At 39.4% G+C, this 12,956-nt stretch carries 10 protein-coding genes; 3 read left to right on the forward strand and 7 right to left on the reverse strand.

Translation table 11 applies throughout. From position 1 onward, the window contains the following. Positions 1 to 70 precede the first annotated feature (70 nt). From OM33_RS20140 to OM33_RS20165, 6 genes are all read right to left on the reverse strand, one after another. Entirely contained in the window at positions 71 to 2,740 is a 2,670-nt protein-coding gene (locus OM33_RS20140; RefSeq protein ID WP_040136263.1) for a tetratricopeptide repeat protein, read from the reverse strand. A 216-nt stretch (positions 2,741 to 2,956) separates the two neighbouring features. Next, positions 2,957 to 4,912, reverse strand: a complete 1,956-nt coding sequence (locus tag OM33_RS20145; protein ID WP_040136265.1) for a methyl-accepting chemotaxis protein — start codon at positions 4,910 to 4,912, stop codon at positions 2,957 to 2,959. A 233-nt stretch (positions 4,913 to 5,145) separates the two neighbouring features. After that, the gene (gene nth, locus OM33_RS20150; protein WP_040136267.1) at positions 5,146 to 5,814 is read right to left on the reverse strand and encodes an endonuclease III; all 669 of its coding nucleotides are present in this window, start codon (positions 5,812 to 5,814) and stop codon (positions 5,146 to 5,148) included. Positions 5,815 to 6,208: 394 nt separating this feature from the next. Beyond that, positions 6,209 to 6,562, reverse strand: a complete 354-nt coding sequence (locus OM33_RS20155) for a GFA family protein (RefSeq protein WP_040136269.1) — start codon at positions 6,560 to 6,562, stop codon at positions 6,209 to 6,211. A gap of 85 nt (positions 6,563 to 6,647) precedes the next feature. Continuing rightward, positions 6,648 to 7,115, reverse strand: a complete 468-nt coding sequence (locus OM33_RS20160; RefSeq protein WP_040136270.1) for a GNAT family N-acetyltransferase — start codon at positions 7,113 to 7,115, stop codon at positions 6,648 to 6,650. 106 nt (positions 7,116 to 7,221) lie between these two features. Further along, positions 7,222 to 7,848 carry a hypothetical protein gene (locus tag OM33_RS20165; protein ID WP_040136272.1) on the reverse strand — a complete coding sequence of 209 codons (627 nt, stop codon included), beginning with the start codon at positions 7,846 to 7,848 and terminating at the stop codon, positions 7,222 to 7,224. 205 nt (positions 7,849 to 8,053) lie between these two features. Between OM33_RS20165 and OM33_RS20170 the strand changes: the two genes are divergently transcribed. Then, on the forward strand, positions 8,054 to 8,944 hold the full coding sequence (locus OM33_RS20170; RefSeq protein ID WP_040136274.1) for a LysR substrate-binding domain-containing protein: 891 nt from the start codon (positions 8,054 to 8,056) through the stop codon (positions 8,942 to 8,944). A 171-nt stretch (positions 8,945 to 9,115) separates the two neighbouring features. Next, positions 9,116 to 9,406 carry a hypothetical protein gene (locus tag OM33_RS20175; RefSeq protein ID WP_040136276.1) on the forward strand — a complete coding sequence of 97 codons (291 nt, stop codon included), beginning with the start codon at positions 9,116 to 9,118 and terminating at the stop codon, positions 9,404 to 9,406. Between the two features lie 70 nt (positions 9,407 to 9,476). Here OM33_RS20175 and OM33_RS20180 read toward each other — a convergent pair whose 3' ends face one another. Continuing rightward, a complete protein-coding gene (locus tag OM33_RS20180) occupies positions 9,477 to 10,430 on the reverse strand; it encodes a tetratricopeptide repeat protein (protein WP_040136278.1) in 954 nt (317 codons plus the stop codon). A 251-nt stretch (positions 10,431 to 10,681) separates the two neighbouring features. Between OM33_RS20180 and OM33_RS20185 the strand changes: the two genes are divergently transcribed. Continuing rightward, complete coding sequence (locus tag OM33_RS20185; RefSeq protein ID WP_040136280.1) at positions 10,682 to 12,952, forward strand: tetratricopeptide repeat protein; 2,271 nt, start codon at positions 10,682 to 10,684, stop codon at positions 12,950 to 12,952. The last annotated feature ends 4 nt before the right edge of the window (positions 12,953 to 12,956 follow it).

Below are 12,956 nucleotides of genomic sequence, written 5' to 3' on the forward strand. Positions count from 1 at the left end.
AAAAATGAAGTTTAGGCAGGCAACTAGTCTAAATGAATATGCAATAAGCATTACTAATGAGATGTGAGAATTAATCCAACATGGGTAGTTTAATTCGGTAACCCAACCCTCCTTCAGAGACGTTAAAACACTCAATTGAGCCTTTTAAATCTTGAGTAATATTATTGTAAGCAATATGAAGCCCTAAGCCTGAATGGCCGCGATGCCGTTTAGTGGTATAAAAAGGTTCAAAAATGCGCTTTTCAGCGCCTTGTTCAATGCTTTTTCCGTTATCATAAAATTTGAGTTGAAGTTGCTGCGCCTCTGTTTCAATTACACAGTTTATTTCAATAAACGGGACATCGGCATGAATGAGTGCGTTTTCTATAAGAATATTGAAAACTTGAGCAATCGTCGCAGGAAAACTATGTAAGCTTGCTTTGCCTTGCAGTGTTAGCTTGGCATTTTCAGGGCTGATTTGCAGGGTATTGAGTGCAACTTTAAAGCTTTCGGTCAGCAAGTTATTAATATTTATATCTTCCGGTTTTTGCGCACTATTTTTACCCGCCAACAGCTTAAATCGCTCAACAAGTTCGCCTGCTTTACCGACCCCACTTTCAATAAGTTGACTGCTATTATTGACATCATTTAAAAATGTTTCGAACCCTTGGCTTGACAGCGTTTTACTCTTGAATTGTGACTCTGTGGAGAGCGTTTGCATTTTTAAATGACTAACGGCCGTAATTGCAGTGCCTAATGGCGTATTAATTTCGTGGGCAAGCCCTGCCACCATGCTGCCTAATGCTGCGTGTTTTTCTGCCTCAATGATATATTCTTGTGCAACTTCTAGTTTTTCAATGGTATGAATTAATTTTTGGTTCATCGTTGCCAGCTCAGTTGTTCGTTCCAGTACCCGTTGCTCGAGCTCGTTGTTTAATTCTTTAAGCGCGACTTCTTGTTGTTTTAAGGTTGTTATATCGCGTTGGGTACCAGTGATCCTAACGGCTTTTCCTGTGTCGTCATCAAATTCAACAACTTTCCCCCTGTCTAATAACCAGCGCCACTCTCCTTGATTGTTGAGAACACGATAACTTGCTTCAAAAAAAGGCGTTTTACCTTCAATATGTGTATTGAGGGCATCATTTAATAAATTGTAATCATCTGGATGCACAAACTCCTTAAGCGAGTTTACATCTAAGCCTGATGCTGCCTCAGAAAATCGTGAGTGTGCAGGCAAATTTTCACGTTTTATTTCACCATTTATGAGATCCCAATCCCAAAGAGTATCCCCGCTGCCCCACAGTGCTAAGTTTAATCGTTGCTGTGATTGCTCTACCTCTTTTCGTGTTTTAATTTCAAGCTTAATGCGATTTTGTTGTTGTACTTTTCGAACTATCAGCCAGCTAATAATAAAAATTGCCATTAACAGCAGTGCTATCCAGTTTCGGGTTGCTTCAACACGCTCCAATTCCGTTTGTTTTAGTTGGCTTTCTTGCTGCGCTAATTGTAATTTTTGTTGGGCACTAAAAAGTTGATTTTCAACAATTAAGGACTCTAAACGTTGCTGACTTTGTTTATCAAAAAGCGCAGCTTTTAAGCTTTGATATTCGGTTAATGCTGCCAGTGCTTGCTGGTAAAGGCCTTGCGCTTTTAACGCATTTACTAAGCCTTCAAAAGCCGCAAACGTGACGACATTTTTTTGCACCTCTTTACTTAAATCCAAAGCTGTTTGATAACGTGTTTGTGCCTTTTCATATAATCCTTGGTTGAAATAAACATCGCCATACTCCACCCCAGCTTCAGCAATGCGTGATTTTGCATTTCGTTTTTGGTAAATCAACATGGCATCATCTAAATGCGTAAGCGCTTCATCAAGGCGACTTTGTTGTTTCGCGATACGTGCGCGATATAAATAAGTAGAGCCCAGCAACATTGTATTATTAAGTTGCGTTGCGAGCACCTGTGCTTTATCAAGATAGCGTTGCGCCTCGGTCAGCTCGCCTTTTAAACGATGCGTTTCTCCCAAGTTGTTATAGGAATAAACCATGCCGCGCTGATACCCTATTTTTTGCTTAAGATTTAGCGAACGTTTATGAAAGTTAATGGCTTCATCATAACGCGCCAAGTCTTTATATATAATGGCGGTATTGTTGTAGGTAATAGCAAGGCGTCGGTCTTCTGCTGTTCCTTCCATCTGTCTCAGTGCCTGCAACATATTATCGAGCGCTTTATCAAAATCACCAATGGTGCGATAGATCATGCCAAGGCGGTTGTAAGTCACTGCCAACATATTTTGATCTTTTATTGCTTTGAAAACAAATTGCCCTTTGTACAAAGCATCAAATGCATTTTTAAATTCAGTTAACGCGAGGTAAGTATCAGCAAGGTTGGTATATGCGGTCCCAATAATGCGGTTATTTGTGTATTCAGGATAAAGTTGAATAACCGCTTTTTGGTCAGCGATTGCATCCGTGTAGTGTGTTTGTTCTGCATGTAGCGCTGCCCTAACGAAAAGTGCATCTGCATGTGCCGGTGCAGATACATCACCTGCATTTATCACATCAAACGCTTGTGTAACAATGCGATACGCTTTTTCACGTTCGCCTAAATATTGATGTGCCTTAGCGTAGTGACTGAGCATAGTCACCTTAGCGCTATTGCTATATTGGCTATCGAGTAAATTTGTCGAGACTATATAATCAATAACCTGCTGTGGGTTATTAACAGCGTTTTTTTCAAGGAAGGTGATAACTTCAGCCAAAGGCGCCCCTTTTTTCGGAGGCACAATCTCCGTTGCACTTACAAAAGTCAGGCAACAACAATAGATAAGGAAAGTCAAAAATAGTCGTGACATCAGATTAACCTAAAGCAGTCTCTTGTATAGTGTAGACCAGTTTTTAAGCTAAGGCTGAAGGCTTAGTTTGCTTGTGTTGTAGGCGATGATTGAGTGAGCAGTTGCTCACTCAATCCAGTATATCTATTTAACGTGGAAACGATTCACTAAATTACGTAAATCCTCAGATAACACCACTAATTGCTGTGACCCCTCAGCTAATTCATCTGCAGAAAGTGCGGTGTGTTTAACTGAATCACTGATCCCAGAAATATCACAGTTAATTTCATCTGCAGCGTCATATTGCGACTGCGCTGCATCGGAGATTTGCGAAATTAACTGTTTCACCGTATTTACCGCCCGGCTGATATCGTCAAACGAGTTATGGGCCTTTTCAGCTTTTTCAATGGCATCAGCGGAATGTGTAACACTACTTGCCATCTTGTCAGACACTAAACGTGTTTGTTGAATCAAACTGTTTAGTACCTTATCAATTTCTTCTGTTGATTCATGAGAGCGTTTAGCAAGTGTACGCACTTCATCTGCTACCACGGCAAAACCACGCCCTTGTTCGCCGGCTCTTGCAGCTTCAATCGCTGCATTTAACGCAAGTAAATTTGTTTGTTCTGCAATACCACGAATAACATCAAGAATTTTAGTAATATTTTCACTCTCTTTCTCAAGTTGAGTCATCGCTTGCGATGACTCACTAAGTGAGTCATTCAAACTGGTTACTTCGGATACAGCACGCTTTACATCATTGTTACCCTCTAAGGCATAATGCTCGGCTTGTTCAATATCACTTAATGCGGTGGAGCAATTTTCGGACACTTGTTTTGATACATCAGCAAGATTTGCTGTACCGCGAGCGGCTTCTTCGCTACTACCTTCTTGATCATGGCTAGCACGCATAATCTCTGTCACTTTTTCTCCGGAAGCCGTTGCTGATTCATTTAAAATTTGAGATTTGTGGTTAATGTCTTTCACTAATTCATTAATCGTTGTGAGGAATTGATTAAACCATTTAGCCAGTTGGCTAATTTCGTCATTACCAATCACATCAAGACGTTTCGATAAATCCCCCTCGCCTTGTGCTATCTCTTTAAGCCCTGCTGATACTTTTTCAATCGGATAAACAATGCGGTTTGCGAGTAAAACACCCACACCTACAAAACTAGCAATCATAATGAATGCAATTATGCCGATAAAAACCTTCATTTCTGAAGCCGACTGTAGAATTTCATCTTGCTCAATAACAGCAACAAAGCGCCAATTGAGTTCTTCTGAAAAATAAGTGGTGGCTTCTAATGTTTTGCCTTGGCTTTCAATTGTAAAAGACCGACTAGATAAGTTTTTGGATAACGATTGATAAATAGGTGAAGTGAGTTTTGATATTGGTTTAAAGTTATTATCAGCATTGCGCGGATCGGCAAGCACTGTACCAGAGCCGTCTACCAAAATAAGATAACCGGTATTACCAATTTTGATGCTTGATACAATGTCTGTGAGTGTTGCCAGCGTTACATCCAGTGACTGTACACCAACAAATTGCCCCATATCATTATTAATTGCTTTGGCAACAGATACCATTGCTTGCCCTGTTACACCTTGATACGGCTCGGTAATAACTGTTTTACCACGTGCGCTCTGCGCCAGTTTATACCATGGCCGTTGACGAGGATCATAGTTACCTAAAGGCTCCGCTGGATATTGTATAAAGCCGCCCTGCTCTGTGCCTAAATACACAAATAGTAATTCGTTATGGGTTTTACCAAAGGTTTCATAAAGCCTAAAAATGCCTGCTTCACCGGGTACTGCATCTAGGGGAGACATTGATTTTTCAGGCCCCATATAAGTGGTGACATCAGTTGGCACATTTCGCACAACCTGTGCCTGGGCGAGAAAGTCTGCATTATGCTTAACTTGCTGAAAAAAGAGTTCAAAGCCTTTTTCTACTTGGCGTATTTCAGCATGAGTCGTCGTTAAGAAGCGAGTAAAGCCATCACTTTTTGCTTGCGATAACGATAGTATCGAGATTGCTAAGATAGGAACGATTACGGTAATTGCAAATCCCGCAATCAATTTAGTGCGCATTTTCATAATACAGCCTTTATTGTTTTTTTAACTGCTAAACGATTTAACTATACCTAGTTGCTATCGGTCAGAACAATAAAAATGTTAACAAATTGCCATTACAAAATTAACAAATACTATTTATTTGTTAGATTTTTAAAATATAGTCATTATTTAATCGTATACAACTTACACAAATGAAAACGGCCATATTGCGCAAATAAGGCCGTTATAAACACATTTTATTTTTGTCGAACCTGTTAAGGTTTTTTAATCACTTTTGGGTGTTTGCGATTTGGGTAACATGTGGTGCAAATTGGGCACACTAAACCATGGCAACCTCGTGCTGTACAGAATTCACGACCGTAATAAATAATTTGCAGATGTAAGTCGTTCCAGCGCTCTTTAGGAAACAAACGCTTTAAATCCTTCTCAGTTTGTTCAACATTTTTACCATTGGTAAGCCCCCAACGCTGGGCAAGTCGATGGATATGCGTATCCACAGGGAATGACGGAACCCCAAATGCCTGCGCCATAACGACACCAGCGGTTTTATGGCCCACACCGGGCAGTGTTTCTAATAAAGCCATATCTTCTGGCACTACACCATTATGCTCAGTGACTAAAATTTCAGATAATCGCTTGATCGCTTTCGATTTTTGCGGCGACAACCCGCATGGCCTGATAATGGCTTGAATATCCTCTACATCTTTAAGTGCCATATCAAATGGATTGTCTGCAAGTTGCCACAACTTTGGAGTGACCTGATTAACCCGCTCATCGGTACATTGAGCGGACAGCAATACAGCGACTAACAAGGTGTAAGGGTCTTTGTGATCTAATGGAATGGGTGGGTTTGGGTAACGCTTTTCAAGATCTTCTAAAATAAATGCAACACGTTCATTTTTTAAGAGGTTTTTTAAAGACACAACCAAATCCTAAGTATTTATTCAAAGCCGCTAAAATACACTGAATTAGCCGACGCTGCCAATCGAAATTCACTCAAAATCATTTAGCTTAATAAACTGAGCTAGACTGGGTATGCATGAACCAAGCAAGGTAACGTTAAATAGTTTAACGCACACCCTCGCTAGTAAATTTAGGTAAACGGCTTATTTGCAGTACTGATCACCATAATAATTATTCGGATAGTTACATACTCTTTTTGGAGTAATAGCCGACGTATTGAATACTTGTTTGAAAGTGTGAAGAATAACATTCATTTTTGCTCTCCTGCGAGTTAATTACAGGCTAAGTATGCAATGAAACTTTCAAACAATAAAATAAATTAAAACGAACTTATAATTCAATTTTTTAGATGATCTAGAGCTTATTTCGACCATCAAAATGCGTAATTGCCAATTCACGTGGTTCAATGCCTTCAACACAGCCCAGATTAATGCGGTAGCTTCTAGGTTGATAAATTGTATCGTGAAATGGGTAAATGCCACACTGCTTGCAAAAATAGTGGTTCACATCATGATCTGCCCAATGATAAGTGGTTAAAAACGATTCTCCACTTATTAACTTAAAGTGTGCTTCATCAAAGCATTGCTTAGACATAATGGCGTTTTTGCGAATACAAATAGAGCAGTTACATTGTAAGGCATCTTCAATAGGTGCACTTTCAAATTCAAATTGCACCGCTTTACAATGACAACTTCCGATATATTTCATAATGGCATTCCTTATTTAAAACACCACTGTATGTATAAACAGTTAAAAAGGGAAGTATTTATTTTGATTTAATTGCTAACGCGTTTTACAAAGGGTAATACATAATGTGTTGAGGCCCTGCCGGGCCTGCTAAATAGAGCTGTTCTTGTTCAATAAAGCCTGCTTTTTGATAACATTTTTTAGCCAATGCATTTTTGCAATTAACGGTTAAATAAAGCCAGTTATACGTTTTATATTCTTGTTTTAAATAGCTAATTAAAGATTGTAATGCACTTTGGCCAATGCCTTTTCCTTGCTGTTTTTGATCTATTACAAATGAACGTAGACCAACGCCATCACTTGGGCAAAAAGCATGCGTTTTACTGTAATCACAATCGAGCTTAAAGAAACCAACAACCTTTGAGTCCATCACAACCACATACAAATGCACATTAGCATTACACTCTTTTAAAAAATCAGAGGCACTGCAAGCAAATTGAACTTGTGCTTCAGCTAAAGCAACTTGCTTGAGTCCTTCCAAATACTGAGGCATCAGTTTTTCAATGGTAATCATTTCATATATTTTTAAGTAAATGCATAGAAAAGAGGTTTATCATGGCGCGCTTAGTCATTGTAAAACCTCACTATTACTTTATTTTTTAGCTATTAACAGTATGTGGTTACAGTGTGGTTGAAAGTTCGACACTCTCATTTTTAGCCGCAATTTTGCCTGTTTCACGATACGACTCCAGGTCTGTAAGTGCACTTTTAGAACTCAGCAAAGCATAATCAAGATAGAACTTAACTTGTGTTAATTCTCGCTTCATACCATCAAGGTAGCGAACATATAAATCATTCTCTAATAATTCATCAAGTTCATCGTGACTTTCAAAGATAAACTGATTAACCATGGTTTTTGCTTCAGAGGTACTGCGATTTGCCGCATCCAATGAGATTAATAGTTCAACAGGCAAAGTATTTAGCTCATCACGATTTTGTGAAAACTGCCAAGCACCTTGTTTAACAGTCAGCATTTTAAAAACAAATGCATATTGTTCGGTTTCGCCCGTTTCCTCTAATACATGCTCGTATTGATTTGACTGTTCAATACTCTGCTGATAACTGCTCGCAGCAGTCTCTAAACGAATAATATTCTGCTGCAATTCATAAGCAATTTTAGTAAGTAATTGCTCTGCAGTTTGGCGTTGTTGAAAGTTGTTGTACCAGGCATTAATACCTAAGGCGATTAATACACCGAGCGTAATAACAATTAGTTCAAACGCGACTTTACTGATTATTTTTTTCACACGACTTTCTTCTAACTAATTAAAATTGATACGTTTTTAATTGTACCTAGATAAAGACTAAACACCATAGCGACTCGTCACATTGTTTAATGCAAACACCTTAAGCGTATCGATTTACAAGCCACAAACTCAAACGGCACTTAGTTGAATTAAATTCATCGATTCATTAAAGTGGTCAAGACACAAGCAGACTTAGGTTTATAAAATGCGCGCTAAATACCCTCCACTGCATTTACTCAGTATTTTTGAAGCGGCTGCCCGCCATCAAAACTTTAAAGCTGCGAGCAATGAACTGTGCATCACACCTTCCGCAGTGAGCCATCAAATTAAATCCCTTGAAGAACAACTTGGTTTTAGTTTGTTTCAACGAAAAAGTCGCGGTGTCGTATTAAATAGCGCAGGTGAAATGTATTTAAATTTTGTCCAGCAAGGGCTCGAGTGTTTTGAGCAAGGAACGCGCAAAGTGTGTAATCGTTTTTCTTCTCAAGCGCTTAAAATATCTTGTTTTTCAACCATGGCTAGTCACATCATCATACCCAATTTGGGTAGTTTCCAAGCACTTCATCCCGATATTGAATTGCGCATTGAAACAGGTAACCAAGTCGCAGATTTACGCTATGATGATATTGATTTGGCTATCCGTATTGGCCAAGGTAATTGGCCCAATACAACAAATCAAAAACTTATCGACTTAACCATTTCAGCAGTATGCTCCAAAGAGTTTCTCAATAAACATCAAATCACTACATTTAACGATATTAATCATTTACCTTTAATAGACTTATCTTACATGGAAGATGTCTGGCTGCAGTGGTCACATGCCACAGGCACCAATTTTACTCAAAACAAACGTGCCCTTTCTTTTAACGATTATGACTCTTCAATTAATGCCGCAAGTCAAGGTTTAGGTTTGGCTTTGGGTATATTCCCGATTGAAAATAGTAAATTAAAAAACAATACGTTAATCACCCCTTTTTCTGAGTTTGTGCCTTTTCAAAGGGGGCTATACGCCGTTTATCGAGAAGAAGATAGTAATCGTCATGATATACAGTGCTTTATTAATTGGCTTGCAAACACATCTGCTCTTTACAATTAGGAATGCTCACAGTCTAAAAATCACAAACATCGTTTTTTGTGCTGATTATCTCAAGCGGCAAATAGAGATGAATACCATTCACCTATAGAGTGAATATTTTCCTTTTGTCATCACTGCGAATTAGCTTTAAAGTTGAATGTAAGGGTTCACGCTATTTCAAGGATTCAAGTTATGTCTAACTTCGTGATAATAACTTATAGAGTATTTGCTATTTTGATTATTTTAATGCCGTTGGTCATTAATCTCACAGTGAAAGGCGGTATCACAGCGTCACTAATTTATGCCCCAACACTGACCATCATTGCGCTTTTAATAGCAGTTTATTTGGACGGAAGAGTGGTAGCGGCAATTCATCACTCAACATCAAGATTTGCCCACCATACGTTAAATCATCAACGCATTCGAAAAGTAAAACCACCTTTGTTAGCGCGATTTAAAGACTCTCAGTGTTGCTTTAAATAACAGGACAAAATCAGTGCAGTGACTTAAATTCAGTTTGCGTGTTGTAACTACCAACACACTGATAATTTGATTAGTTGCCCTCTGAAATGCCCGCGCTTTCATTGATTAAATCTTCCAATTCATCACTGTTAATTGTGCCGCAAGAGTTGGATGTATTACCGCAGCTGCGTCCTTTAATTCGACTTCCCGTTGCAGGTATAAACTTAGCTTTACTGCGCTTAAACTGAGCGAGCGAGTTGCTCAGTGAATCTTCCGCCACGACACCATCAGGGTTAACTGTGATGACCTCGATGTTTAACATGCGCTCAAACTCGGTAATTTTATCGGCTTGTTTTGGGGTTGGCGTATTCTTAAGTGACGCAATAATGGCAGACAGCTGTTCGCGGCTATCATGGTAATCGTTAATGACTAATGTTTTGTAGTATTCGGCCGCTTGTAATTCATCTTGTTCAACGCCATAACCGGCATGATAAATTTGTGCTAAACGGTAAATTGCTGGTGCATAGCGTGTTTCACTAGCCTGTTTTAAATATGCAATGCTCTGATTGATATCTTTTTCTTCATACGACAGAGCAAGTTTATAAAGCGTTGGCGCATAGTTTTGTGCAACAAGCAATGAAAAGAGCTCATCTGCTTGTTGAATATCTTGTTCAATTCCAATGCCTTGCCGGTACATTTTTTCGAGGGTTTGCGCCGCCTTCAATGCATACTTTTTAGCACCTGGGTTATTATTTTGTGTGGTGCGTTTTAGCCATTTAACGGCCTCTACGGTATCTTGCGCAACCCCATCACCATATAAATAAGCATAACCCAATACCAGTTGGGCTTTAGGCTCTTTCCAGCGGGCATATTTACGCATTTTTTGCATTTTCTTTGCACATGCATCTGTATTACATATTTTCTGATATTTTGCTGCTTCTTGAGATAAACGCTCTGCCGGTGTTAACTCAAGTGCAAATGCCGTTTCAAGAAATACTGAAAAGCACAGTGGTAGCATTAACCATGTTGCTCTAAAGGTATACATTCAATTCTCCTTTTGTCGTTAACAATCCATCGCGTAATCATCTACCAATAAAATAACGTTATGCAACAGTCATTTAATTATGATATTAAAACGCTTTAGTAATACTAGTACTTTCATAAACAGTGGCGCACTAATTGTAAATGAAACAGAGTTTAGACTAACACAAGTCGATAAACGTTAACTCAGCAACTTTTGCCTTTCCAAGAGCATCTTGTTATAAGTGTAAAAAATCAATAATAAGACAATGGAATATGTTGAAGGCCTTTTTTGCTTGTATCGTTTCAAGCTGCCTATTTTTAGCCACCGCAGCAGAAGCTCTGCCGGATAATTCACCTGAAACTGTGTGTGCTTCTTGCCATCAAAGCCAAGTTAAAGATTGGCAAAGTTCACATCATTTCCATGCAATGGAAAAAGCATCAGAGGCATCCGTTTTAGGTGATTTCAATAATGTGACGCTTAAATATCAGAACGAAACCGTACGATTTTATAAACAGGGTCAACAGTTTTATATTGATATGCCTAATTTAGACGGTGTAATAAGCAGTTACCCCGTTGCCTTCACCTTTGGTTATGAACCACTGCAACAATACATGTTTGACTTTGGAAATGGGCATTTTCAATTTTTTCCATTTGCTTGGGATAGTCGAAAAGCGACTCTAGGTGGTCAGCGTTGGTTTATCCTTCACCCAGAGCAAGACACACATGACGAGTTTCATTGGAGCCAAAAAGGACAGAATTGGAATAGCATGTGTGCTGATTGCCACTCAACTGATTTTAAAAAGAATTTTGACTTAAACACTAACCGTTTTAACTCCAGTTTTAGCGCTATTAATGTCAGTTGTAATGCCTGTCACGGTGATAGCAAACATCACCTAAACTGGGCGAATGGCGACCAAAGCATTCAAAATAAAGGGTTTAAAACTAAAATTGGCGCAAAAACGGCACTATTTAAAACAAATAGCAAAGGTGAAATGCACAGTGTTGAACCGCTAAAAGACTCAGATCAGGTTAAGCTTTGCGCGAGTTGCCATGGAAGACGTTCTTCTTTATCAGATAGACACAGTCCACATGACTTTTTCAATGCCTTTCAACCAGCTCTCATTACGCCCCAACTTTACCAAACTGACGGACAAGTATGGGATGAAAACTATGTTTGGGGTTCATTTGTGCAAAGTAAAATGCATGACGCGGGCGTCACGTGTAGCAATTGCCATAATCCACATAGCGGTAAACTTAAAATTGAAGGTAATCAAACCTGTACCCAGTGCCACGCCAGCAGCACATTTGATACACCAAAACATCATGGCCATATGCTAAATAGCTCTGGTAGCCAATGTGTTGATTGTCACATGCCAACAACAACCTACATGCAGGTTGATGCCCGACGCGATCATAGCTTTAAAGTGCCGAGACCGGATCTAACTTTGAAAACAGGTGTAACCAATGCATGTAATCAATGCCATCAAGACAAAACGGCAAATTGGGCTGTTTCTCAAATTAAACAGTGGCATCCGTCGTCAAAGCATATCGGGAGTGACCATTTTGCCACGTCTTTTTATCGTGCAGAAAACCGTTTACCCGGCGCAGACACTCTGCTGACACGTATTTCACAAGATAACACCTACCCGGACATTATTCGTGCTTCCGCACTTTATCGAATGCGCGAAACCCCTGGGAATAATGCGCTGGTTGCAATTGCACGCGCTGTTAAAGATGTTGAGCCTTTAAAACGCTCTGCCGCAATTAATGCAGCAGCAGCCTACCCCGTTGTCGACCGATGGCGACTGTATAACCACTTATTGGAAGATCAGCATAAAAGTATTCGCATTGAGGCCGCCCGTGGTTTAGCCGCAATGCTGATAGCAGCCTTTCCAAATGAACTATCCGAAGCAGATAAGCAACGTTTATCAACAGGGTTAGCCGAATACAGACAAACACAAATGTATAATGCAGAACGAGGTTATGCGCATACTAACCTCGGTCTTTTAGCACTCGAATTAAAAGACTTTAAACAAGCAAAAGTGCATTACCTTGATGCGATTAACATAGAGCCTATTTTTATGCCTGCCTATGTAAACCTTGCTGATTTATATCGCCAACAAGGCAATGAGACTAAAGCGCAAAAAATGCTTAAGCAAGCTCTGAAAGTAAACGCTAAGGCCAGTGAAGTGCACTATGCCCTTGCGATGAGCCAAATACGAAGTAAACAAAAACAAGCGGCGCTGGAGAGTTTAAAGAAAGCGACGGATTTTGCGAAAAATAATGCCAGTTATGCGTACACTTATGCGTTGTTATTACAGGATCAAAAGCTGCTTGACGAGGCAATTCGATATTTCGAAAAAGCGTATTCAATTACGCCAAATAACCCAGATATCAGTTACAGTTTGGCTCAGAGTTATATTCAGTTAAATCAATTTCAACAAGCTCTATTCTATGCGCAAAACCTAGCAAAATTAGTACCTGACAACCCGCAAATTAATCAAATGGTGCAACAACTTCGCATGATGCAAGGCGTAAATTAACGTT

Source organism: Pseudoalteromonas piratica (assembly GCF_000788395.1).
Taxonomy (GTDB): domain Bacteria; phylum Pseudomonadota; class Gammaproteobacteria; order Enterobacterales; family Alteromonadaceae; genus Pseudoalteromonas; species Pseudoalteromonas piratica.

Bases quoted from the DNA above. Each gene is read 5' to 3' on its own strand.
- OM33_RS20160 (WP_040136270.1), bottom strand. From the start codon at position 7,115: ATGATTACCATTGAAAAACTGATGCCTCAGTATTTGGAAGGACTCAAG.
- OM33_RS20185 (WP_040136280.1), top strand. From the start codon at position 10,682: ATGTTGAAGGCCTTTTTTGCTTGTATCGTTTCAAGCTGCCTATTTTTA.
- OM33_RS20155 (WP_040136269.1), bottom strand. From the start codon at position 6,562: ATGAAATATATCGGAAGTTGTCATTGTAAAGCGGTGCAATTTGAATTT.
- OM33_RS20170 (WP_040136274.1), top strand. From the start codon at position 8,054: ATGCGCGCTAAATACCCTCCACTGCATTTACTCAGTATTTTTGAAGCG.
- OM33_RS20175 (WP_040136276.1), top strand. From the start codon at position 9,116: ATGTCTAACTTCGTGATAATAACTTATAGAGTATTTGCTATTTTGATT.
- OM33_RS20145 (WP_040136265.1), bottom strand. From the start codon at position 4,912: ATGAAAATGCGCACTAAATTGATTGCGGGATTTGCAATTACCGTAATC.
- OM33_RS20180 (WP_040136278.1), bottom strand. From the start codon at position 10,430: ATGTATACCTTTAGAGCAACATGGTTAATGCTACCACTGTGCTTTTCA.